Here is a 21,762-nt window from a genome sequence, read left to right as displayed (position 1 = left end):
GCAACCTCGGAGGCGACGATCGCACCAGTACCGGCCATCGAGTGGCCACAATGGTGCGGTGGCCGATACCTCCCGGCGCGCACTGCGCCTGCTGTCCCTGCTCGCCGCTCGCCGCCGGTGGTCGCTGGACGAACTGGTCGCGCAGCTCGAGGTCAGCGCACGCACCGTCCGGCGCGATATCGAAACCCTGCGAGCGCTCGACTATCCGGTCACGACCGTGCACGGTCCCGCGGGCGGCTACGAATTGGGGACCGGCCACACGCTGCCGCCCCTGCTGTTCGACGACGAGCAGGCCTTGGCCGTCGCGGTCGCGCTACAGACCGCGCCGAGTTCGGTTTTCGGCCTCGGTGCCGATGCCGCTCGGGCACTGAAGACACTCGAACAGGTGATGCCCACGCGGCTGCGCACCGCCATGGAATCGCTGAAACTCACCAGGCTCCACAACTATTGGGAGTTTCCGGCGCCACCCATCGCCGCCGATGCGCTGAAAGTCGTCGGCAGCGCGGTCCGCAAACAGCATCTGCTCGTCGTCGAAGCGCTCCGCCCAGACGGCTCGCGCCCCCACCCCCGCGACCGGGACTTCACACCCCCGCGTCGGATCGAGCCCCATCATCTCGTGGTCTGGGCCGGCCGGTGGTACCTCGTCGCCCACCACCCCGCCGACCGCACCTGGCGCGTACACCGCGTCGACCGACTCCACCTGCACACACCCCCCGGCCTCTCCTTCACCCCGCGAGACCTCCCCGGCAACGACGTCGCCCACTTCGTCATGACCAGCCACAACCGCGGCGACACCCCCGCCGCCTGGGAATGCCTCGGATCCGCGCGCCTCGACCTGCCCGCCGAAACCGTAGCCCGTTGGGCGCCAGGCGGTTCCGTCGTCGAACACCTCGACCCCCACCACTGCCGCCTCACCCTCGGCGCCTGGTCCTGGGCAGGAATCGCCGGCCTCCTCGCCACCTTCGACACCGAGCTGAGCGAGGTGGAGCCGCCGGAGTTGGTCGAGGCTTGTCAGCGGGTTGTGCGGCGGTGGAAGGCAATTGGGTCGTAGCGCTCGGCGCGTGGTTGTGGGTCGTCGCGGACATTTTCGCCGCCTTCGACACCGAGCCGACCGAGGTGGAGCCGCTGGAGTTCGTCACAGCCTGTCAGCGGCTTGCGCAGCGGTGGAAAGCAATAGGGGCGTAGCGCTCGGCGTGTGGCCGTGGGAGCGTCACGGGCATCCTCGCCGGCCTTCGACACCGAGCTGGGCCAGGTAAAGCCGCCGGCGTTCGTCAACAGCCTGCCACCGGATTGCTTAGCACAGAGGGCAATTGGGACCTAGCACCCGGCACGTGGCCGCAGGCAGGCGCCCGAGGGACCTTCGAATCCTCCGACACCGAGCTGAGCGAGGTGGAGCCGCCGGAGTTCGTCACAGCCTGCCGCCTGATTGCGCAGCGCAGGAAGATTTTTGCGACCTAGCCGGATGCATAACCGGGAAGCTTCCCGGTCGGACTTACTCTAGGTAGTACCCGGTCCACCGCGTCGCTTGTTGTAGGCATTACGAAGCGCACCCCCGGTCAACTTCGCCACCCGCTGCGCCTGCTGCCCCCGCTCCGAGTCGATCACCTGCCGCGCTGCCGCGCCGGTACGACGACCGGCCTGCTGACCGAGCGCCACCACCCGCTGCGCCTGTTCGGAATCCCGCACCTGCCGGACGCGCTCGTCCTCGGCAAGCCGAGCCGCACTGTCCTTCGCCGCCGCAGCCGCGCCCTGCGCCCGATCCAAACCCGTTCGCGCACTGCGAATCCCACGCTGCACCGCTGCACTGTCCTTGGCCGCCTCCCACGACTGCCGATACAGACCCGCCCGCACCACCGCAGTCCCGCAGAGCCGATCGATCACCGACCGCCGCTTCCCCGTAAGCGCCGGAACAGCATTGACGACCAGCACCCCGACAGCGATGAGCCACAACACGAGCGCGAGCGCGAACTTCCCTGCCAGCAATGCAATACAGGCCACGGAGTACAGACCGACATCCGTCATCGTGCAAGCAAACGCCCGCCCCGCCGCCCGCCCGCGCCCCAAACCGCCCCCATCTACAGGCCGAACTACAAGCTCCAACAACGCTTTACCAACAGTCCGCCCCCGCCAAGCCAAACAGACGAACTGGTACCCGAACGTCACCACGATCAACGCGACAAACGCCTCGATGAGGTACCACAGCACCTGCTGCACCACATCCAACCCGAACGTCCTCCCCGCCCCACCCCAATCCCCATTGGACCGAACCACATCCCACACCCCGGCCTGCCCAAGATCCGCCCAACTAGACAAATAATCAGCAACCCGATAATGCGTCACCACTCCCAACAAAACCGCCGCCCCCAAACCCAACCGTCCAGGATTTAAACCTGGCGCGCCGACGGGAAGCAATTTCAGATGGACCGCAGGTCAGGACGGCTCCGCAGCCATCGTCACTACTGATACCCCACAACAAACCCACAGCCACGCGGTACTGCGCCAGCGTGCTCAGTCTCGCTAAAGTACGTCGGCATGTCCGTGGCGACGGCACCAACTCACCAGATACCTAGCGTGCAGGCCACACCAGCGATATACCGTAGCTAAGGTCAATGAGAGATCTGGGTCATGCTCACCTCGGCGGCGGATTATCGGACCCAAGTAGGTACTGGCCACCTTGTTGGCCGTGTTAACCCCTACTTGGGCTGCCCGTGCGAGCGAAATCGCATCACTTGCACGACCAGCTGCGATGGCACCAGCAAGACGGCCAGCAGTCTCCCCACGCTGGCCTCGGAACAACTCGAACAACGGCGGCGGGTCCGCGTCCGGGCGCCTTTGCAGCATGTTGCGACCAATCGCGGCTTCGTGAACCGCACTCAGTAACGAAGGTACACCGTTCGACTTTTGATAGAGCCCCACGATCTGTGGGTGTCGAACCGCTTCTTGCAGAAATTCTTCCTCCAGCGAGACCCCCTGGGCGGCAACTACAACCGGCGCCAACCGGTCAGTCGCGATAAGCATGTTCACCACGTCGAGGCCGTCGAACGCGAACTCGAGACCAGGGTTGTTCCATACGAGATCACTGACGACAACATCGAACCGAACCGTGTCCGCGATCGCTTTGTGCAGAGATTTCGGCTCGGTTGCCACGAACACCACCGCGTCCGGCGCCAACTGAGACAGCGCCAGCGCAACAGCTTCCCCAGAAGGGGAAGCTACGAGAATTCTCATACCACTAGCCATCACTCAATATTGCCCGAACTAGGCCCAGTAGGCAACATCTTGCTCAGGCACATCCATCTCATGCCGAATGAAGCCCATCGATAGTGCCAATAGGTTACTAGTTGCGCTCCCACTTGCCCCACAGGTGATGGCAACCAGCTGAGACTGTGCGAAAATCGCACTATGGGCGCGGACTTTAAGTGGGCCGAGATCGGCGATCGCGTACGCGAGAGTCGACTCGCTGCTGGCATGTCGCAAGATGACCTTGCGCAACAGATTGGCCTGGAACGCAGCAAAGTCGCCAAAATCGAGTCAGGCTCACGCCAGATAAACGCAATCGAGTTGACCCGCTTGGCGTCCACCCTCCGGGTGCCTCTGAGCCATTTTCTATATCCACAGCCGCAGGTCGTCTCGCAACGAGCTCACCTGGTGGATGATACCAACTCGGATACCGCGCGTCGCACTTACCAAATGCTGTCAAAGCTGTCCGCTTGGCTGAGAGATGTACGGCAGCTGATGGAGCTCGGCGTGCTCGAACCTCCCCGCTTGCTTTCCTACAGTAATGCAACGCCGAACGCCCAGGCTGGTCGTGACGCTGCACAATGGGCCCGCAACGAACTTCAGCTCGGACACTCACCAATCGAAACTCTCATGAAAGCTTGCGAAGGCGCTGGTCAGTTCGTTTTGGTTGTCGACTTACCGGGCGAGGGAGCTTCTCTCATTGACGACGACGTGGCGGTTGCCGTCGTCAGCGGACAACTGGAGCCGGGCCGTCGGCGGACGACAGCGGCCCATGAGCTGGGACATCTCGTGCTTGGTGACGAATACTCCAGCGATCTCGGAGTCGCCGCGTCACGCAGCGAACGCGAAGAAGTAATCGAATCATTCGCAGCTGAACTGCTACTGCCCGTTGCCGCAATCAAATACGCACCCGAGTCCATCAATCTACGCGATTACATCATCAAACTGGCAGCAACGTATCGGACGTCATGGTCCCTGGCCGTACGTCAGGCGTCAGTCGCAGGACTGATCTCACCCGATGAGGTGTGGCGCTGGTCTGCGCAACCACCGACGCGCGCTGAGTTGATGGAGGCCGTCGGATGGGCACCACAGCCAGATCTCGAACAGGTAAGGGTACCTCCGAGCTTTGCGCATGCAGTTGTGAAGGCGTGGAAAGAAGACCTCATCACTACCGCTCGCGCAGTGGAACTGATGCATGGCCAAGTAAAGGCGGAGGACCTCGGCTTCAAACCGGATTGCGAGATTGAGCCGTGACAGACCGCTCTCTCGGCTTAGTTTTCGATGCCATGTGTTTGGATCACTTCGCTTTGATCGACCGGCTTGATGTCCTGAGAGAACTACTGACAGCACATCACTGTTACACGACAGAATTAATACGTGAAGAATTACACAACGGCTTAGCGGAGCGGCCACTGTTGCAGGGAGCCCTTGAGCTGGATTGGGTGGAGGTTATCCCTCTCGATACAGTCCCAGATCTCCTGTGCCTCGATAAGTGGGTGCGTAGGATAGGCGCGGGCAAGAGAGACATGGGAGAGGCGAGCGTGTTCGCTGCGGCGGAGAGATCCGGCGGCATCGCGATAACCGACGACCAAGCAGCCAGTCGCGTCGCGAGGAAGTTCGAGCTAGAGGTTCATGGGACCCTCTGGCTGCTAGCAGAGGCTTGCAACGCCAAAGACCTCACCATTGGCCATGCGGGGAATCTCATTGATTCTCTGCAGGCGAGCGGGATGCGCTTGCCTTGTACTGGTTCTGAATTCGAGCTGTGGAGTCGGAAGAGGGGCCTCCTCACGCCCTTGGCATAGTCTTTACCAATTCAGGTGAAAGTGCGGATGCATGGGGCAATGCTCCGAGGCCAGGACAACGTAGCCTGATGCCCGAGGCGGGCAACCCTTCCACCGAACAACTTCCTGGTGTCCACCGCGAAGGGACCCGGGCACAGTTGCAGGACTGCCAATCCGGCGGCCGGATGCCCGGCTTCGGAAGTGCAACCCTAGGCGGGTTCAAGCCAAGGCATACGGACTGGCAGACAATGGCGTCCGGAGAGGGGGTCCAGGGGTGCGGCGTAGGGACTAGCCAGACGGGATGGCGTCCGAGGGTCCGGTGACACGGCGAGGAACTGGCAATAGGAAGGGGCCGGGGGCGCAGCATTGGGTCGGGCAAATGGGCGGGGCCAGGGGGCGACGGCAGCGTAGGGACTGGCATCCGGGAGGGTGTCCGGGGGCGTGGCCTAGGGACCGGCAGACGGGTAGCGTCCGGGAGGGGGTCCGGGGGCGAAGCCCGCCGGGCGGGGTGTGGGGGTTGCACCCCCACAAACATGACGAAACGAGCAAGGCCCATGCTCTCCATGAGCATGGGCCTCGCACGAGTGAAGTGGAGCTGCCGGGAATCGAACCCGGGTCCTCCGCCGCGTCTCCAGGGCTTCTCCGTGTGCAGTTCGCTGTGTCTCTACTTGGATCTCCGAGTCTCGCGAACAAGCTCAGATGACGATCCCAGTCGCTGTTTGATGTTCCGTCCGGGTCCGCGACCGGCTCGGACGGTAAGTCCCTCTAGCTGATGCCAGTACCCGGGTCGAGGGACGAACCCGGACTGACAGAGACGACCTACTGCTTAGGCAGCGAGGGCGTACTCGCGCTGATTGGAATCGGCGCTTAATTGGTTGCAATGACGCTTACGGTGGTCTCTTGCCTGCACCGACACGCTTCCCCTAGATCTACGTACGCAGTCGAAACCGTTCAGCCCCGTACGTCCCAGCACCTTGCCGGGCTGTTCATATTAACACCGGCCGATGCCGGGTTCTTCCCATTATTCGGCGGGTGTCACGCCACGGCGATGAGTCCGACGGCGGTGAGTGCGAGCACCATCCCCACCTGCTGTAACCGTCCGACGCGTTCGCCGAGCAGCACCATGGCGAGCAGGACGGTCGCGGCGGGGTAGAGCGAGCCGAGCACGCTGACCAGCGAGAGCATGGAGCCGTGGAAGGCGTACAGCAGGGCTGCGTTGCTGATCACATCGAGGACGCTGATGTAGCAGGCGAGGCGGAGCGGTTCGCCGCGGAGCCGCCGGAATTGCCCGGCCGCGGCGGCGACCAGCCAGATCACCAGGCTGGCGGCGATGCGCTGCGCGAGCAGCGGCCACAGTCCGGCCGCGGCGGCGGTTTCGTGCAGGAATACGAAGGTGAACCCGTAAGCGACGCCGGAGCCGACGGTGAGCAGCGCGACCCGTTTGGTGAAGCGCAGTTCCCGGCCGCCGGTGATCTCCTCGGTCACCTCGTCCGGCGATTCGCGGCTGACCAGCAGCACGGCGACGAGCGCGAACACGATGCCCGCGTACGCGAGCGGGCTGGGACGTTCGCCGATCAACAGGCCGATCAGTACCGGAATCCCGGCGACGAGCAGCGCGGTGAGCGGGGACACCACGGCCATCGGACCGGCGGCCAGCGCCGCGTAGAACCACCAGACCGCGAATCCGCTGGCGACACCGGCGGCGAGTCCCCACACCATCGAGACCAGGTCGATGTCCCCGGCGACGAACGGCAGCACCGCGAGGACCAGCACGACCGACAGCGGATAGGAGTAGATGACCACGCGCAGCGCGTTCACCCGCCGGGCCGCGACCCCACCGAAGAAGTCGCTGACGCCGTAACCCAGCGCAGCGACCAGCCCCAGCAGGACCGCCGTCAACGCATGCCTTTGATCCGCCGCCCTAGCTCGCGGGTGACCTCACGCTCTGCGGTGCGCTTCGCCATATCCTGGCGCTTGTCGTAGTCCTGCTTGCCTTTGGCGAGGGCCAGTTCGACCTTCACCTTGCCGTCGGAGAAGTACATGGACAGCGGGACCAGCGTCTGATTGCCTTCCCGCGACTTGCCGACCAGGCGATCGATCTCCCGCTTGTGCAGCAACAACTTCCGCACCCGGCGCGGGGAATGGTTGGTCCAGGTGCCGTGGCTGAACTCCGGGATGTGCAGCCCGCGCAGCCACACCTCGCCGTTGTCGACCGTCGCGAACGCGTCCACCAGCGAGGCTTTGCCCTCACGCAGGCTCTTGACCTCGGTACCAACCAGCGCGATCCCGGCCTCGTAGACGTCCAGGATCGTGTAGTTGTGCCGCGCCCGGCGATTGGTCGCGATGACCTTACGCCCCTGTTCCTTCATAACGATCAACCTTAAGTGACGCGGCAACCCGATTATTCCCAGGTTGTGGCGTGGCACTCAGCGATCAGCCGGCGGGACGGAACAGCACCCAGACCGTGAACAGGGCGATGAAGGCGAGCACGAGCAGCACCGTGGAGATCCGGGGTCTGCCCGGCCGCGGCGGTAGTCGGTGCCGCAACCACACACCCTCCACGCTGGGATCGATGCCGCGGCCGACGATCGGCGGCGCATCGGGGGCCTCGGCGCTCGGAGAGCTGCCGGCCGCGTCCTCGTCCGGGCCATCACCGCTAGCCATAGCGAGCACGGTAACCCGGACGAGGGCGACTCGCCTCGATTACCGCGCGCCGCAACAGAGTTGGTACTCAGGCGAGACGTCGGGCGAAGGCCTCACGGCCCACGGAGGTGGCCGGGTCGACGGTGAATACCCGCAGGTCCGTACGGCTTTCGGTGAGGTCGAGGACCATGAAGCCGAGCTCGTGATAGTTCTCGAACAGCGCGGGATGCCCGGCGCGCGGCGTGATCGCGGGTTCGGCGCCGACGGTTTTGGCGGCCGCGCCGGACACGAGCTGGCGGGTGCCCTTGGAACCGATGGTCGGCTCGAGCACCTGCAGCGAATGGTCGTGGCCGGACAGCAGGTACTGGCATGCGCCGAGCACGTGATCTTCGAAGAACCGCTTCACGTGGACGCCGTTGATCGGCTCGATCGGCAGGTTCTCGTAGTTTCCGGCGTCGCCGTGCGGCCCGTTGTTGAGGTACGGGTGGTGGGTGCAGGCGATCTTCCAGGTGGCGGTCGACTCGGCGAGCGCCCGGTCGAGCCAAGCGCGCTGCTCGTTCATGAATTGACCGTCGACGGCCCAGTACGGCGAGAGGATCGGCGGCACATAGGCGGCGATCGGGTTGAGGTCGAGCACGAAGAACTCGACGACCGGGTTCTCTTCCGGCACCCGGACCGAGTAGTACCGGCTGGGCATCCACCAGCGAGGCGAGTTGGCGTGGTACTCGACCTCGTGGTTGCCGCGGAGCAACCAGCCACCGTCGCCGGGTAGCACGGAACTGGTGTCGTGGTTGCCGAGCACCATCAACCACGGGAAATCCAGTCCGGCATTGGGGTTTTCGAATTTGTCCGCGAACTGGCGGTCGGTGCCGCTGTTCGGGCCGCTCTCGTAGATGTTGTCGCCGAGGCCCAGCGCCAGCGACACGGGTTCGCGGCGGTGGAACTCCCGCATCGCGTCGGCGACCGCCCACTGGGTGCGGGTGCCGGTGCCCGCGTCGCCGGTCACCAGCACCCGCAGCCTGCGCTCGGTCGGAAAGTCGAACTTGGTGACCCCGGGCGCGACCGGCACCGCCTGCGCGGGCGACAAGCCGACCAGCGACGCACCCGCCGCGATGCCCGCCGCACCGGCCAGGAAACCCCGGCGGCCAAAGTTGTTGTCAGGCATCTGAAATCCTCCACGATCCGACGACCCGCCCGGCACCTATCTTCGCCCATCGGGGCGAGTCCGGCGATGCGGGGCGGGACGAACCGGAACCGTGTCGCCTACTTCGCCGCGACGACCGGCTTCTTGCTGCGATCCAAGCCGAGCGCGTCGGAGATGGTGAAGAACATATCCGTTTGATCGGTCAGGCCGACCACGTTCGCGGCGCGCGGGCCGTAGGCGGCGATGCGCAGCTGGGTGCCGGTGTGCTCCTGCGAACCGGCGACATCGGAGGTGCCGTACGAGACGCCGATCTCGGCACCGTCCTTGGTGACGACCTTGCTGGTCAGTGCCGGGGACTTGGTCTCGAGCGGAACGATCTGGCTGCTGTGCGCGTGATCGGCGGTGACGATCACCAGGGTGTTGCCGTCGTTCTTCGCGAATTCCAGCGCGGCCTGCACGGCCTCGTCCAGGTCGACGGTCTCACCGACCTGGCCGCACGGGTTGGCGGCATGGTCCTGCTTGTCGATCGACGCGCCTTCGACCTGGAGGAAGAAGCCGTCCTTGCGATCCTTGAGCAGATCGATCGCCTTGCGCGTCATGCTCGCCAGGTCGGGCACGGTGGCCGCGCGCTCCGGGTTCGGCCGGCAGGTCTGCGCGGGCAGGCTCAGTCCGTTCGGGACCGCGGTATCACCGGCCCACCGGATCGGCATGTTGCCGGGCGAGAACAGGCCGAGCACCGGCGCGTCCTGGTCCGCCTTGGTGACACCGTCGAGGCCGGCCTTGTCCGAGACCAGGTTGTAACCCCGAGCCTTGGCCTGGTCCCGCAGGGTCTGGCCCTGCCACTGGCCCGCGACCGCCTTCTGCTCGAAGCTCTTCGCGCCGCCACCGAGGGTGACATCGGCGCGGGTGTTCAGCAGTTGCTCGCTGATCGAGCCCAGACCGCCGTTCTCCAGTGCGTTGGTCGGGCACTTCGCGGTGGTCTCTTCCGGGCCGTAGCACTTGCGCTCGGTGACGTGCGCGGCCTGCACGGCCGGGGTGGCGTCCTGGATCTCGGCGGTGCTGACGTTGCCGGTGGCCTTGCCGTTCGCCTTGGCGATCTCGGTCAGGTTGGTCTGCGGTTGACCCGCGAGGTTCACACTGATCGCGCCGTTGTAGGTCTTCGTGCCGGTCGCCCAGGCGCTGGCGCTGGCCGCGGACTCGGTGACGTAGTCCGGCTTGCCGGTCTTCTTGTCCAGCGAGTAGTGCGTGTAGGAGCCGGTGAGCGGCAGCGCGTCGATGCCCTTGAAGTACCCGCCCGCACCTTCGGCGACATTGCGGGCGAGCGTGATCTCGGAGTCGCCCATGCCGTCGCCGATCAGCAGGATGACGTTCTTGGCCTGGTTGCCGTTGAGCGAGGCACGCAGGGCCTCGGTGCGATCGCCGGTGGTCCGGCGGGCGCCGCCGTTGTCGCTCAGCGTCCCCTGGGCTTTGGGGCTGATGAGCTCGCCGTTGCCCTGCTTCGTGGAGTCGGAGGATCCGCAGGCGGCCAGGACTCCGACGAGAACGGCGGCGCCCATGACTGCGCCCGCACGGAACCGGCGGGGCAGCGAACGCGACGAGACAGGGGGCATGAGCGAAAACTCCATTGTTCGTAGAGACATGGGATGTGCGGAGCTTTACGAGGTGTTCTGAACAAAAAGGGCACAACGGGCAACCGCTCGGTTACCAACCGCTGTCTTATACGCATGTCCGCATGCATAGATACGTCGCGTCGTACCCGAATATCGCTGTCACACAGGGAGTTTCCCGCGAGCCCGAACCGTGCTCAGACCCGCGGGACACCTGCCGGGAAGGTGCAGAATGTCACTCTCCGGTCAGTACCTCGAGCACCCCTTCGCCATACTTGGCCAGCTTGTTCTCGCCGACACCGCCCACGCTCCCGAGTTCGGTCAGGCTCGACGGTTTGCGCGCCGCGATCTCGCGCAGCGTGGCGTCGTGGAACACGACGTAGGCCGGGACGCCCTGCTCCTTGGCGGTCGCCGCCCGCCATTCCCGCAGCCGCTCGAATACCGGCACATCCGCGGGCGCCATATCGACCGTGGCCTTGCCCGCCTTCGCGGCACGGGCCGGTTTGGTGACCCGCTCCGGTTCGCGACGCAGCAGCACCTGACGTCCGTCGAACAGCACCTCGTTGCTCGCTTCGGTCAGCGTCAGCACGCCGTAGTCGCCGTGCACGGCGAGCAGCCCACCGGCGAGCAATTGCCGCACCACGCCGCGCCATTCGATATCGCGGAGATCGGTGCCGATCCCGAACACCTTGAGCTCGTGGTGATCGTGTTGCAGCACCTTGGGATTCTTCTTACCGAGCAGGATGTCGACGATATGGCCCGCACCGAAGCTCTGACCGCGTTCCCGCTTCAGCCGCAGCACCGTGGACAGCAGCTTCTGCGCCGGGACGGTGCCGTCCCAGGATTCCGGCGGCGTCAGGCAGGTATCGCAGTTGCCACACGCCGCGCCCGGCTGATCGAAGTAGTTGAGCAGCTGCACCCGTCGGCAGCTGACCGTCTCGCACAGCGCGAGCATCGCGTCCAGGTGCAGTTGCAATTGCCGCCGATGCGCGGCGTCGCCCTCGGACGAGTCGATCATCTTGCGTTGCTGCACAACATCGTTGAGGCCGTACACCATCCACGCGGTGGACGGCAGCCCGTCGCGGCCCGCGCGGCCGGTCTCCTGGTAGTAGCCCTCGACCGATTTCGGCAGGTCCAGGTGCGCGACGAAGCGCACATCCGGTTTGTCGATGCCCATACCGAACGCGATGGTGGCGACCACGACCAGGCCGTCCTCGCGCAGGAAGCGCGCCTGGTTCTGCGCGCGGGTGCGGTTGTCCAGTCCGGCGTGATACGGCACCGCACGAATACCGTTCTCGGTGAGGAAGGCAGCGGTCTTCTCCACGGAATTGCGCGACAGGCAGTAGACGATGCCCGCGTCGCCCGCGTGTTCGGTGTTGATGAATTCCAGCAGCTGCCGATCCGGCTTGTTCTTCGGTTCGATCCGGTACTGGATATTCGGCCGGTCGAAGCTGGCGACGAACCGGCGGGCGGAGCCGAGGTCCAGGCGCTGCACGATCTCGTCCCGGGTCTTGCCGGTGGCGGTCGCGGTCAGCGCGATGCGCGGCACATCCGGCCAGCGCTCGTGCAGCACCGACAGCGCCAGGTAGTCGGGCCGGAAGTCGTGGCCCCACTGCGAGACGCAGTGCGCCTCGTCGATGGCGAACAGCGCGACCTTGCCCCGATCGAACAGCTGCGCCGTCGATTCCAAGCGCAATCGCTCCGGTGCCAGGTACAGCAGGTCGAGTTCGCCCGCGACGAACTGTGCCTCCACCGTGCGACGCTCGTCCGGGTACTGGGTCGAGTTCAAGAATCCGGCGCGCACGCCGAGCGCGCTGAGCGCGTCCACCTGATCCTGCATCAGCGCGATCAGCGGTGAGATCACCACACCGATGCCCGGACGCACCAGCGCGGGGACCTGGTAACAGAGCGACTTACCGCCACCGGTCGGCATGAGCACCAGCGCGTCACCACCCGCGACGACGTGCTCCACGATCTCGCGCTGATCGCCGCGGAAGCGGTCGTAACCGAAGACCCGGCGTAGAACCTCTTGCGCCGCACCGGATCCCGCGTCCACACCGGGATCGGTGTCGGTCGCCACGGCCGCGAATGCATCGGGGGGAGTCACCCGGCCCATCCTACGAGTGCCCGCGCGCGACGCCACCGGTACGTCGATCGATTCCCCAGCTCGGGTCTCGATTACTCCACCTGTGGATAAACCACGATCGTCCGACCCCGGCAAATCGCTCTGACCTGCGACCGCGCCGAATCACCCGGAATTCGGCGGGACGAGCCGCCGATTCGCCCCTGTTAGGTTGGCGCACATGGCAATAGGGCTGGGGAGCAACCGAATCGGGACCGCCGTGCTCGCGGTCGTACTCGCGGCGGGGCTCGCCGCGGTTACGCCGACCGCGGCGGCTGCGCCGACGACAACGCCGCAGTGCGCGGACGGCTGGCAGGTGAGCACCGTGGTCGAGGGCGTGGGAAATCTGGAGAATCTCGACTCCGACGGCGCGGGCAGGTTCTATGTCACCGGCATCGTCGACGGGTTCCTCGCCCATGTCGACAGCACCGGCCGTTTCGAGAAACTACTCACCGGGCTGGACTTCCCCGCGGGCGTGCGGGTCGCCGGGCCGTACGTCTACTTCCTCACCGGCGACGGACTCACCGCCGCCCCGGGCACGCTGCAGCGCTACGAGATCGCGACCGGCGCGGTGACCGAGTTGCTCACCGGGCTGAACGGCCCGAACGGCCTGCTGCTGCTACCCGACGGCGATCTGCTCTTCACCACCATCGGCGTGAACGCGCCGCAGACCGGGATCGGCCGCTACCGCCCCTCGACCGGCGAGTACACCCGAACCTGGTCCAGCCTGCCGCTCACCAACGGACTCGCGCTGGCGCCAAACGGTCGGTCGATCTACACCGACAACCTGACCATGCGGATCTTCCGCATTCCGCTGGACGCGCCGGAAAGTCCCGTCGCCATCGCCGGAATACCGAATCTGGTCACCCTTCCCGACGATATGGAAGCCACGCGCTCGGACACCCTGTTCGTCGCCGACCATGCCTTCGGCGCGATCAACAAGGTGGATACCCGCACCGGCGCAGCCTGCGCGATCATCACCGGACTGATCAAACCGGGTGCGACGCGTAACCCACCCGACGGCACCACCTCCGTCCGGATCGCGCCCGACGGCGACTCCTGGGCGCTGTACGTCACCGCGATGGACGGCACCCTGCGCCGTCTGCGCCCACCGGCCGATATCGACCTCACCCCCGCCACCCCCACGCGGTAGAAAAGATGTGCAGCACGCAGTTCGGAAAGGAAGCAGCATGCCGGAACCCGCTCCCATGATCGCGGCCACCCGCGCCGACGCCGAAGACATCGCGCACCTGCGGGATCGCCTGGCCCGCTGGATGGTGGACAACGGCATCGACCAGTGGCACCCGGGCGAATACCCGGCCGAACTCGTCGCCGCCGAGGTGGACCGGGGCGAATGGTTCGTCTGGCGCGACGAGACGGGAACCCTGCTCGCCACGGTCCGACTCGTGTGGCGTGATCCGGATTTCTGGGGCGCGGACGACGACACCGAGGCCGGCTACATCCACGGCCTCATGGTCGCGCCGGAACAACGCGGCCGCGAACTCGGCGCCCGGATCATCCAGTTCTGCACCGATTACACCCTCGACCAGGGCGTCACCCTGCAACGCCTCGACACCGCCGCCAACAACCCGGTGCTCCGGAAGTACTACACCGCACAGGGTTTCACCGAACTCCGCGAAGTCCCGCTCCCGGCCCACTTCCACGGCAACATCAACGTCGTCCTGATGGAGCGCCTACTGACCCCGCCCGACGCCTGACGACGGACCGGCCGGTAACCGCCAAGGCCGATCAGGCCCGCAAGCGACTGAGCGTCTCGTCGTGCAGCAGGGCGTTGGTGGCGATCGCGTCGCCGCCGTGCGGGCCCGGGGTGCCGTCGAGCGATGTGAAGCGGCCGCCGGCTTCGCGCACGAGGATGTCGAGGGCGGCCAGATCCCACAGGGACACTTCGGGTTCGGTGGCGATGTCGACGGCACCCTCGGCGAGCAGGCAGTAGGTGAAGAAGTCGCCGTAGCCGCGGACACGCCAGACGGCATCGGTGAGGGCGAGGAACTTGTCCCGCAGACCACGTTCCTGCCAGCCGGACAGGCTGGAGAAGGCGAGGCTGGCGGCATCGAGTTCGCCGACCGCGGACACCGCGATCGGGGTCGGCGCCGCGGTGTCGACGCGATGCCAGGCGCCCGCGCCCGCCGCGGCCCACCAGCGCCGGGACAGCGCGGGCGCGCTCACCACGCCGACCACCGGGACACCGTCGTCCAGCAGCGCGATCAAGGTGGCCCAGATCGGCACCCCGCGTACGAAGTTCTTGGTGCCGTCGATCGGGTCGATCACCCACTGCCGACCCTCGAATTCGACGTCGCCGCCGAACTCCTCCCCCAGCACCGCATCGCTCGGCCGCTGCTCACCCAGCACCTGGCGGATCGCCTTCTCCACCGCCAGATCTGCGTCCGACACCGGCGTCAGATCCGGTTTGGCGTCCACCCGCAGGTCGAGCGCGCCGAACCGGGCCCGGGTGATCGCGTCGGCCTCGTCCGCCAACCGCAGGGCGAGTTCCAGGTCAGAGGAGTAGTCAGCCACGCACGCACCCTATCGGTCCCGGCATCGAGTGGGGCGACCGCGCGGGCAAGTCGGGCGTCGTCGACGTGGGTTCGCGCCTAGATCCACCGCCGAGCCCGCACCGTCCACGGCCCGGAAAGGCTCACGCCACCGTGACGGCGCGAGCCGCGCTCAATGCCTCGGCCCACCAGCGCAGTTGGTCGAGCAGGGCCTGCGCCGCCGCGGCGGGCTCTTCGGGATCGCGCAGCTTGCCCTGCTCGTCGAACAGCAGGTAGTAGCGCGGGAACGAGACGTAATTGCGCACCGTGTGCGCGTTGAGCTCGTTGAAGATCTGCCGCAGGTGCTCGATCGCGAGCAGCCCGCCGCTCAGCCCGCTGTATCCGACGAATCCGATTGCCTTGCTGTCCCATTGGGTGAAATGCCAGTCGATCGCCGCCTTCAGCGCCGCGGGGATGCTGCGGTTGTAGTCGGGCGTGACGATCACGAACGCATCGGCCTCGCTCAGCCGCCGGGTGAGATCGGCCATGCCCGCGGGACGCTCGGGATCGGGGTCCAACGCGGGCGGCACCTCGGGCAGCGCCAGCGGAACATGCGCTTCGGCCAGGTCGATCACGTCCACCTCGAACGCCCCGTGGTTCCTGGCGTGCTCGCTGAACCATTCCGCGACAACGGGTCCGAACCGTCCCTCCCGGACGCTGCCGATGATCACCGCGAGTTTCACTGCCGACATCGTTTTCTCCTCCACAGTTCCGGCGACCGTCCGATCACCGCGCTGACCACTCTGCTGACCACCGCGCCGGCCAGGGAGACCGTCGTGAGAGTGGTAGTGGCAGGGACACCCTCGGCCGGTGACTGCTTGTTACGTTCGACAGGTGAGCGACAACGAGCTGGGCCTGTACCTGCGCACCCGCCGCGAGGCGGTCACCCCCGCCGAGGTCGGACTGCCCACCGGGCCGCGCCGCCGCACGCCCGGGCTGCGCCGCGCCGAACTGGCGATGCTGGCCGATGTGAGCGTGGAGTACATCACCCGCCTCGAACAGGGTCGCGACCGTCGCCCGTCACCGCAGGTGCTCTCGGCGCTCGCCGATGCGCTGCGGCTCACCCCGAGTGGCCGAATCCACCTGTACCGCCTCACGAAGTCGGTGGACAGCGGGTTCACCTGCATGGGTGACGCGCAGCCGCCGCGCGAGGTGCGTCCCGCGGTGCGCGCCGTGCTCGACCGGCTCGAGCCCGCACCCGCGGTGGTGGTCAACCGGCTCACCGAGGTGCTCGCGTATACCGAGGGCTACCACCGGCTGATGGCGCCGACCGGCCTGTTCGACAGCACGCCGGCGAACCTGGCCCGGTTCGTGTTCACCGATCCGCGGGCCCGCACCGCGTACCCGGACTGGCACCACCTCGCCGATCACACGGTCGCCACGCTCAAGCACGGCCCGTTCCGCAACGACGCGCACATCGCGGTGCTCGCCGACGAGCTCACCGTCACCGTCGGCCCGGAGTTCACCGAGCGGGTCGACACCGTACCGAGTCTGCCCGCCGCCACCGGGATCAACCGTTTCGTGCACCCCGAGGCCGGAGCGCTGCGCCTGGCCTACGAAACCCTGGAACTGTCCGCCGACGACGATCAGCGCTTGATCGTGCACCTGCCCGCGGACGACGCGACGGCGAGCGCCCTGGACACCCTGACCGGCCGCCGTCCCGGCGCATTGCGCGCGGTCTGAGCACTGCCGGGCGACCGCCGGTCCCCGGCACGATCCGGCACGGCCGCACTGCTGCTCGGACGGTGACGCTGTACCAGTAGGCTTGAGCATCGTGCATCCTGACGTTTCCGCTGATCTCGCCGAACTCGACGCCACCCTCAAGACGGTCGAATCGGTCCTCGACATCGAGGAGCTGCGCCGACGTATCGACGAGCTCGAGCACCAAGCCGCAGACCCCGATTTGTGGAACGACCAGGACCACGCGCAGCAGGTGACCAGCGAGCTCTCGCACGCGCAGGGTGAGCTGCGCCGGGTCGAGGAATTGCGCCAGCGCCTCGACGACCTGCCGGTGCTCTACGAGCTGGCCGAGGGCGAAGAGGGCGACTCGCGAACCGCCGCGCTGGCCGATGCCGACGCCGAACGCGCCGCGCTGCACGGTGACGTGGAGGCGATGGAGGTGCGCACCCTGCTGTCCGGCGAATACGACAAGCGCGACGCGCTGGTCAACATCCGCTCGGGCGCCGGTGGCGTGGACGCCGCGGACTGGGCCGAGATGCTGATGCGCATGTACATCCGCTGGGCCGATCGGCACAAGTACTCGGTGGAGGTCTACGACACCTCCTATGCCGAAGAGGCCGGCATCAAGAGCGCCACCTTCGCGGTGAAGACGCCCTACGCCTACGGCACGCTCTCGGTGGAGATGGGCACGCACCGCCTGGTGCGGATCAGCCCGTTCGACAACCAGGGCCGGCGCCAGACCTCCTTCGCCGAGGTCGAGGTGCTGCCCGTGGTCGAGACCACCGACCACATCGAGATCCCGGAAGGCGAGGTGCGCGTCGACGTGTACCGGTCCTCCGGGCCGGGCGGCCAGAGCGTCAACACCACCGACTCGGCGGTGCGCCTGACGCACATCCCGACCGGTATCGTGGTCACCTGCCAGAACGAGAAATCCCAACTCCAGAACAAGATTTCGGCGATGCGGGTGCTGCAGGCCAAGCTGCTCGAACGCAAGCGGCAGGAAGAGCGCGCCGAGATGGACGCGCTCAAGACCAACGAGGGCGCCTCTTGGGGCAACCAGATGCGCTCCTACGTGCTGCACCCGTACCAGATGGTCAAGGATCTGCGGACGAACTATGAGGTCAACAACCCGTCGGCGGTACTCGACGGTGACATCGACGGTTTCATCGAATCGGGTATCCGCTGGCGGATGCGCGAGCAGGCCAGCTGACGCGAACCACCCAGTTGAGTCCGGCTTTTTGCTCATTAAGTCCGCCCGCTTGCGCGGAATCGGCGGGCGGACGCCGGTAACCTGTCTGGCGTGCGTCCAGTCGGAAGTTCCCTCGAGGTGTTGACCATGTCACTCGCGACGACCTCGGAGACCACGAACTGGCTGCGTTCCAATGGTCTCGAGATCGTGCTGCTGATTCTCGGCGCGGTGCTGTTCAGTCGATTCGCGACGTTTGTCCGGGATCGGATCACGCGCAAGATCGACGAGGGCTTCCGCGGCGGTGACGCGCTGGTGCGATCCGAAGCGGCCAAGCATCGGCACGCGCTGGCGCAGGTGGTCACCTGGGTGGTGCTGACCATCGTCTATGTGCTGGTCGGCATGGAGGTGCTGCGCAGACTCGGTTTCGCGATCACCGGATTGGTCGCGCCGGCGGCGGTGCTCGGTGCCGCGCTCGGCTTCGGTGCGCAGCGCATCGTGCAGGACATCCTGGCCGGATTCTTCCTGATCACCGAGCGGCAGTACGGCTTCGGTGACGTAGTTCGCATCGCGGTGACTGGCTCCGCGGAGATGGCCGAGGGTACCGTCGAAGACGTCACGTTGCGGATCACCACTTTGCGCAACTCGGACGGTGAAGTGATCACCGTGCCCAACGGGCAGATCGTGAAAGTGACGAATCTGTCGAAGGATTGGGCCCGCGCCGCCATCGATGTACCGGTGCCCGCGACGGCCGATATCACCAGGATCAACGAGATCCTGCACGACGTCGGTACAAAGGCGTACGAAGACGCTCGGTTGAAACCACTGCTCCTCGACGAACCCTCGGTGATGGGTGTCGAGGATCTGACCGTTGACCAGATGAACATCCGAATGGTTGCCCGCACACTGCCAGGCAAACAATTCGAAGTCGGACGCGAACTGCGGGTGCGGGTAGCCGCAGCATTGCGCCGGGAGGGTATCAGTGAGACCACGTAGAACCATCTCGCTTCTGAAGGAGTCGGTGCGCCCCAGCACGCTCTTGAAGGAATCAGTGCGACCGCGACGTTCCACCGCGATGCTGATGGCGGCGTGGGTCGCGACGCTCGTCCTGTACCTGTTCGTCAAGCCGGACGACGCGATGGTGTCGCGCCCGGAACCGCTGAACACCGTTCCAGCAGCAGTGAATCCGGCGGTCGCCCCACCCCGCTGAGCAGCGCTGCACGGAGAGCCCGGGTGGGTTCAGGAGGTGCGCGCGTTTGCGAGCACGCTGAGGCACATGTCGGCGCACTCGGCGGCGAGGGCGGCGGTGGTCAGGTCTAGTGTGCCGTTCAGCCAGCCATCGATGAGTTGGTTGACGCCGCCGGTGATGAACAGTGCTGCGCGGCGGAGCCAGACCGGGTCGGGGGTGATCCCGAGCGCGGCGGGCGCGTGCGCGACCACGAGGTCGGCGATCATCGTGAGCACGTCGTGTCGCCGTCGCACCAGGGCCGGTAGGTCGCCGGGATCGCTGGCGACGATGCGGTGGATGTGCCGATCGCCCGCGACCGCCTCCAGAAATGCCTGGAGCGCGGCGCGCAGTTGCGCCTCGGCCGGTCCGGCGCTCGACACTCCCGCCTGCACGAGTATCGCGAGCAGTTGGTCGCGCACCTCGTCGGCGACGGCGGCCAGCAGTTCTTCCCGATTGGGAAAGTGCTCGTAGAAGTACCGATCGGTGAGCCCCGCGGCTTTGCACACGCCACGCACCGTCACCGCGGCGATCCCGGCTTCGCCCCAGGTCGTGCGGGCGGCGGCGAGCAGCCGAGCGCGACGCTCGGCGCTGCGGTCGGCGGCGCTGACACCGCCGTAGCTGCGCACGGCCTGGTTCGTCATTGACAACACTCTAGGCGGACTCCTACATTTGCGGACATACGTCATCAGATGACAGTCGTCATCAGATTTGCGGTTCAAGGGAGAATCCAGATGACCAACGTGTCCAACGACCCCGCGTACCGCCAGGTCACCGCGCCACTGCTCGAGGAACTCGACTACCAGGTCACCCGGATCGACGGACAGCTACCGAAGGAGCTGCGGGGCACGCTGTATCGGATCGGGCCGGGCAAGCATCAGGTCGGACGTTCGTTGCTGCACAACGTGTTCGACGGCGACGGCATGATTTCGCAGTTCGTGCTCGACGGGTCGACGGTGCGCTTCCGCAACCGTTACGTCCGCACCAGGCATTTCGAGCACGGGCAACGGTCGGATCGGATCCGCTATCGCGGTGTGGGCGGGCAGATTCCGGGTGGCCCACTGGCCAACATCGGCAGGCTCCCGGCGAACGTCGCCAACACCAACGTCGTCAACTACGACGGCGGGCTGCTCGCACTGTGGGAACTCGGCAACCCACACCGGATCGACCCCGACACCCTGGACACATTGGGCCCCACCGATTTCGACGGCAGGCTCGGCTTTCTGGGTGCGTTCTCCGCGCACCCGAAGTGGGATCCCACCACCGGCGAGATGTACAACTTCGGCCTGGACATCCTGCCCATCCCGCGCATCCGCACCTACCGTATCGACCGGAGCGGGCGGCTGCACCGGCTCGCGACCGTCCCACTGCTCGACCTGCCCTGGAATCACGACTTCGCGCTCACCGCAAGGTATCTGGTGTTCGCGCTCGACCCGATTCTGCCGAACATCCCGAAGATCGCACTGGCCACCCACTCGTTCATCGAGGCACTCGATTTCAAGCGCACCAAAGGAACTCGCTTTCTGCTCGTGCCGAAGGACGGCGGCAGGGCGCGGATCGTGGAGCACGAAGCGCTACTTCATGTGCACCTCACCAACGCCTACGACGACGGCGACGACGTCGTGCTCGAGCTGGTGCGCCTGGACACCGAGTGGGACGAGTTCCGCCGGATGACCGGAATGGTCAACCGAGCCGACGGCGGGCGGCCACAGTTTCCGGACTCCACCTTGATGCAGTACCGGATCACCAAGAGCGGCAGGGTCATCGAACGCCGACTCACCGAACGCTCCGGCGAGTTCCCGCAATACGACTGGCGGCGCGGCACCCGCGAACACCGATACACCTACCTCGCCGGCGCGGGCGGCCCCGCCGGACTGTTCGACTCCCTCGTCAAGATCGACCACCACACCGGCACGGTGCGCAGCTGCGAGCTGGGCGCGAGTTCGGTCGGCGAGCCCTTGTTCGTACCCCGCGCCCGCGACGCCGCCGAGGACGACGGGTGGCTGCTGGCCCTCAATCACGAACTCACCGAAGATCGTTCACAGTTGCTGATTCTGGACGCCCGCGATCCCGAGCGCGGACCGCTGGCCACCGCCTGGCTCGACCACCACATCCCGTGGGGTTTCCACGGCACCTTCACCCACCGCGTCGCCCAGCCCGGCCCGCACACCTGACGCCCGAGCCGGCCGTCCATATCGAACATGAGTTCGACTCGAGGTATCGTCGGCCCATGTCACAACCTTCGCGCCGGGAGTGGGCGACGTGGAATCTCGAACAGGTCCGTGACCAGCTGCTCGACGCGGCAGCGTGTGGAAAGCGGCTCCCGCCCGAGCAGCTCGAGCAGGCGGCCGGAAAGATCGGCGAGGGTCTGCGGGTGTTCCAAGAGCTGACCCGAGGGACCGCCGAGTTCGGCACGGCGGCGGGACGCGGCTGCACCGGCCGCGGCCAGCTCGGCCCGCGGGGCGAATCGCCGAACCGATAGCGACCGGATCGGACAGGTGCGTCCGTGCTCCCGTGGACCGGGCGCGGCAAGCGCTAGGATCGCTGGCGCGGGTTACCCCTGGTTAGCTGGAATTCGGCCG

The 21,762-nt window shown here is 66.3% G+C and carries 22 protein-coding genes and 1 other RNA gene; 11 read left to right on the top strand and 12 right to left on the bottom strand.

Translation table 11 applies throughout. From position 1 onward, the window contains the following. The first annotated feature begins 58 nt into the window (after window positions 1-58). Complete coding sequence (locus NVU01S_RS13825) at window positions 59-1,051, top strand: helix-turn-helix transcriptional regulator (protein WP_043671383.1); 993 nt, start codon at window positions 59-61, stop codon at window positions 1,049-1,051. Between the two features lie 446 nt (window positions 1,052-1,497). On the opposite strand, the gene NVU01S_RS13820 is transcribed toward NVU01S_RS13825, so the two are convergent. Together NVU01S_RS13820 and NVU01S_RS42440 are read right to left on the bottom strand one after the other, a co-directional pair. Continuing rightward, the gene (locus NVU01S_RS13820; protein ID WP_052280652.1) at window positions 1,498-2,223 is read right to left on the bottom strand and encodes an RDD family protein; all 726 of its coding nucleotides are present in this window, start codon (window positions 2,221-2,223) and stop codon (window positions 1,498-1,500) included. A 294-nt stretch (window positions 2,224-2,517) separates the two neighbouring features. Further along, window positions 2,518-3,228 carry an MSMEG_1198 family transcriptional regulator gene (locus tag NVU01S_RS42440; RefSeq protein WP_244467266.1) on the bottom strand — a complete coding sequence of 237 codons (711 nt, stop codon included), beginning with the start codon at window positions 3,226-3,228 and terminating at the stop codon, window positions 2,518-2,520. 174 nt (window positions 3,229-3,402) lie between these two features. Here NVU01S_RS42440 and NVU01S_RS42435 point away from each other — a divergent pair, with 174 nt between their 5' ends. Together NVU01S_RS42435 and NVU01S_RS13815 are read left to right on the top strand one after the other, a co-directional pair. Beyond that, on the top strand, window positions 3,403-4,494 hold the full coding sequence (locus NVU01S_RS42435; RefSeq protein ID WP_082032074.1) for a helix-turn-helix domain-containing protein: 1,092 nt from the start codon (window positions 3,403-3,405) through the stop codon (window positions 4,492-4,494). Then, window positions 4,491-5,042, top strand: a complete 552-nt coding sequence (locus NVU01S_RS13815) for a PIN domain-containing protein (protein ID WP_156161596.1) — start codon at window positions 4,491-4,493, stop codon at window positions 5,040-5,042. Before NVU01S_RS42435 ends, NVU01S_RS13815 begins: the two co-directional genes overlap by 4 nt. Before the next feature lie 566 nt (window positions 5,043-5,608). Here NVU01S_RS13815 and ssrA read toward each other — a convergent pair. The 7 genes from ssrA to recQ all read right to left on the bottom strand — a co-directional run bounded on the left by ssrA (window position 5,609) and on the right by recQ (window position 12,522). Then, window positions 5,609-5,980, bottom strand: a transfer-messenger RNA (tmRNA) gene (ssrA, locus tag NVU01S_RS13810). A 76-nt stretch (window positions 5,981-6,056) separates the two neighbouring features. Further along, on the bottom strand, window positions 6,057-6,920 hold the full coding sequence (locus NVU01S_RS13805; protein WP_175068895.1) for a DMT family transporter: 864 nt from the start codon (window positions 6,918-6,920) through the stop codon (window positions 6,057-6,059). Continuing rightward, window positions 6,917-7,390, bottom strand: coding sequence for an SsrA-binding protein SmpB (gene smpB, locus NVU01S_RS13800; protein WP_014987624.1), 474 nt, complete (start codon window positions 7,388-7,390; stop codon window positions 6,917-6,919). Before smpB ends, NVU01S_RS13805 begins: the two co-directional genes overlap by 4 nt. 64 nt (window positions 7,391-7,454) lie before the next feature. Continuing rightward, a complete protein-coding gene (locus tag NVU01S_RS13795; RefSeq protein WP_043671378.1) occupies window positions 7,455-7,685 on the bottom strand; it encodes a WLR motif membrane protein in 231 nt (76 codons plus the stop codon). 67 nt (window positions 7,686-7,752) lie between these two features. Further along, window positions 7,753-8,829 (bottom strand): metallophosphoesterase, encoded by a 1,077-nt coding sequence (locus tag NVU01S_RS13790; RefSeq protein ID WP_043671377.1) that lies wholly within the window; start codon window positions 8,827-8,829, stop codon window positions 7,753-7,755. A gap of 98 nt (window positions 8,830-8,927) precedes the next feature. Then, window positions 8,928-10,418 (bottom strand): alkaline phosphatase, encoded by a 1,491-nt coding sequence (gene phoA, locus NVU01S_RS13785; protein ID WP_052280651.1) that lies wholly within the window; start codon window positions 10,416-10,418, stop codon window positions 8,928-8,930. A 232-nt stretch (window positions 10,419-10,650) separates the two neighbouring features. After that, a complete protein-coding gene (recQ, locus tag NVU01S_RS13780) occupies window positions 10,651-12,522 on the bottom strand; it encodes a DNA helicase RecQ (RefSeq protein WP_156161595.1) in 1,872 nt (623 codons plus the stop codon). 196 nt (window positions 12,523-12,718) lie between these two features. On the opposite strand from recQ, the gene NVU01S_RS13775 reads away from it, so the two are divergent. Continuing rightward, window positions 12,719-13,690, top strand: a complete 972-nt coding sequence (locus NVU01S_RS13775) for an SMP-30/gluconolactonase/LRE family protein (protein ID WP_043671368.1) — start codon at window positions 12,719-12,721, stop codon at window positions 13,688-13,690. 37 nt (window positions 13,691-13,727) lie between these two features. Continuing rightward, window positions 13,728-14,255 carry a GNAT family N-acetyltransferase gene (locus NVU01S_RS13770; protein ID WP_244467265.1) on the top strand — a complete coding sequence of 176 codons (528 nt, stop codon included), beginning with the start codon at window positions 13,728-13,730 and terminating at the stop codon, window positions 14,253-14,255. Window positions 14,256-14,286: 31 nt separating this feature from the next. Here NVU01S_RS13770 and hisN read toward each other — a convergent pair whose 3' ends face one another. Beyond that, on the bottom strand, window positions 14,287-15,072 hold the full coding sequence (gene hisN, locus NVU01S_RS13765) for a histidinol-phosphatase (protein WP_043671363.1): 786 nt from the start codon (window positions 15,070-15,072) through the stop codon (window positions 14,287-14,289). Between the two features lie 121 nt (window positions 15,073-15,193). Continuing rightward, window positions 15,194-15,781 carry an NADPH-dependent FMN reductase gene (locus NVU01S_RS13760; protein ID WP_043671567.1) on the bottom strand — a complete coding sequence of 196 codons (588 nt, stop codon included), beginning with the start codon at window positions 15,779-15,781 and terminating at the stop codon, window positions 15,194-15,196. Window positions 15,782-15,923: 142 nt separating this feature from the next. Between NVU01S_RS13760 and NVU01S_RS13755 the strand changes: the two genes are divergently transcribed. From NVU01S_RS13755 to NVU01S_RS43350, 4 genes are all read left to right on the top strand, one after another. Then, window positions 15,924-16,772, top strand: coding sequence for a helix-turn-helix domain-containing protein (locus NVU01S_RS13755; protein ID WP_043671360.1), 849 nt, complete (start codon window positions 15,924-15,926; stop codon window positions 16,770-16,772). A gap of 91 nt (window positions 16,773-16,863) precedes the next feature. Next, window positions 16,864-17,979 (top strand): peptide chain release factor 2, encoded by a 1,116-nt coding sequence (gene prfB / locus NVU01S_RS13750; RefSeq protein WP_014987634.1) that lies wholly within the window; start codon window positions 16,864-16,866, stop codon window positions 17,977-17,979. Between the two features lie 126 nt (window positions 17,980-18,105). Further along, on the top strand, window positions 18,106-18,951 hold the full coding sequence (locus NVU01S_RS13745; RefSeq protein WP_029897564.1) for a mechanosensitive ion channel family protein: 846 nt from the start codon (window positions 18,106-18,108) through the stop codon (window positions 18,949-18,951). Between the two features lie 55 nt (window positions 18,952-19,006). Next, on the top strand, window positions 19,007-19,165 hold the full coding sequence (locus NVU01S_RS43350; protein WP_156161594.1) for an Rv3103c transmembrane domain-containing protein: 159 nt from the start codon (window positions 19,007-19,009) through the stop codon (window positions 19,163-19,165). 29 nt (window positions 19,166-19,194) lie between these two features. Here the strand turns inward: NVU01S_RS43350 and NVU01S_RS13740 are convergent, their stop codons facing one another. After that, window positions 19,195-19,824, bottom strand: a complete 630-nt coding sequence (locus NVU01S_RS13740; RefSeq protein ID WP_043671357.1) for a TetR/AcrR family transcriptional regulator — start codon at window positions 19,822-19,824, stop codon at window positions 19,195-19,197. A gap of 90 nt (window positions 19,825-19,914) precedes the next feature. On the opposite strand from NVU01S_RS13740, the gene NVU01S_RS13735 reads away from it, so the two are divergent. After that, window positions 19,915-21,354, top strand: a complete 1,440-nt coding sequence (locus tag NVU01S_RS13735) for a carotenoid oxygenase family protein (protein ID WP_043671354.1) — start codon at window positions 19,915-19,917, stop codon at window positions 21,352-21,354. A 56-nt stretch (window positions 21,355-21,410) separates the two neighbouring features. Continuing rightward, window positions 21,411-21,662, top strand: coding sequence for a DUF6374 family protein (locus NVU01S_RS13730; protein ID WP_043671351.1), 252 nt, complete (start codon window positions 21,411-21,413; stop codon window positions 21,660-21,662). Window positions 21,663-21,762: the final 100 nt, after the last annotated feature.

This window comes from Nocardia vulneris (assembly GCF_001613425.1).
GTDB classification, from domain to species: domain Bacteria; phylum Actinomycetota; class Actinomycetes; order Mycobacteriales; family Mycobacteriaceae; genus Nocardia; species Nocardia vulneris.
The sequence above is the reverse complement of the archived record's forward strand: the minus strand, read 5'-3'. Positions and strand labels throughout refer to the sequence as shown.

Bases quoted from the DNA above. Each gene is read 5' to 3' on its own strand.
- NVU01S_RS42440 (WP_244467266.1), bottom strand. From the start codon at position 3,228: ATGAGAATTCTCGTAGCTTCCCCTTCTGGGGAAGCTGTTGCGCTGGCG.
- NVU01S_RS42435 (WP_082032074.1), top strand. From the start codon at position 3,403: ATGGGCGCGGACTTTAAGTGGGCCGAGATCGGCGATCGCGTACGCGAG.
- smpB (WP_014987624.1), bottom strand. From the start codon at position 7,390: ATGAAGGAACAGGGGCGTAAGGTCATCGCGACCAATCGCCGGGCGCGG.
- NVU01S_RS13795 (WP_043671378.1), bottom strand. From the start codon at position 7,685: ATGGCTAGCGGTGATGGCCCGGACGAGGACGCGGCCGGCAGCTCTCCG.
- NVU01S_RS13790 (WP_043671377.1), bottom strand. From the start codon at position 8,829: ATGCCTGACAACAACTTTGGCCGCCGGGGTTTCCTGGCCGGTGCGGCG.
- phoA (WP_052280651.1), bottom strand. From the start codon at position 10,418: ATGCCCCCTGTCTCGTCGCGTTCGCTGCCCCGCCGGTTCCGTGCGGGC.
- NVU01S_RS13775 (WP_043671368.1), top strand. From the start codon at position 12,719: ATGGCAATAGGGCTGGGGAGCAACCGAATCGGGACCGCCGTGCTCGCG.
- NVU01S_RS13770 (WP_244467265.1), top strand. From the start codon at position 13,728: ATGCCGGAACCCGCTCCCATGATCGCGGCCACCCGCGCCGACGCCGAA.
- NVU01S_RS13760 (WP_043671567.1), bottom strand. From the start codon at position 15,781: ATGTCGGCAGTGAAACTCGCGGTGATCATCGGCAGCGTCCGGGAGGGA.
- NVU01S_RS13745 (WP_029897564.1), top strand. From the start codon at position 18,106: ATGTCACTCGCGACGACCTCGGAGACCACGAACTGGCTGCGTTCCAAT.
- NVU01S_RS13740 (WP_043671357.1), bottom strand. From the start codon at position 19,824: ATGACGAACCAGGCCGTGCGCAGCTACGGCGGTGTCAGCGCCGCCGAC.
- NVU01S_RS13735 (WP_043671354.1), top strand. From the start codon at position 19,915: ATGACCAACGTGTCCAACGACCCCGCGTACCGCCAGGTCACCGCGCCA.
- NVU01S_RS13730 (WP_043671351.1), top strand. From the start codon at position 21,411: ATGTCACAACCTTCGCGCCGGGAGTGGGCGACGTGGAATCTCGAACAG.